The sequence below is a fragment of the Chryseobacterium sp. CH25 genome (assembly GCF_004119455.1).
Taxonomy (GTDB): Bacteria; Bacteroidota; Bacteroidia; order Flavobacteriales; family Weeksellaceae; genus Chryseobacterium.
The window spans coordinates 1-214 of the sequence record NZ_NRQT01000187.1 but is presented as its reverse complement, the minus strand read 5'-3'; the positions used below and the strand labels follow the sequence as shown (position 1 = coordinate 214).

The window sequence follows — 214 nt, the reverse complement described above, 5'->3', positions numbered from 1 at the left end:
CGAAAAAAGATTGCCAGCAGAAATCTGGTATTGAAAAACACCAACCAGAGATTACCTGTCTGCAACAGAGCTCCTAAATGGCGCAATGGTTACAGAAATGCAGGGAATATATCAACGAAAAAAGATTGCCAGCAGAAATCTGGTATTGAAAAACACCAACCAGAGATTACCTGTCTGCAACAGAGCTCCTAAATGGCGCAATGGTTACAGAAAT

The 214-nt window shown here is 41.1% G+C and carries 1 protein-coding gene; it reads left to right on the top strand.

Annotated elements, in window-relative coordinates:
* Window positions 1–192, top strand: a 192-nt coding sequence (locus BOQ64_RS23415) for a hypothetical protein (protein ID WP_164975892.1), incomplete at its 5' end; no start/stop codon positions are given.
* Window positions 193–214 lie beyond the last annotated feature (22 nt).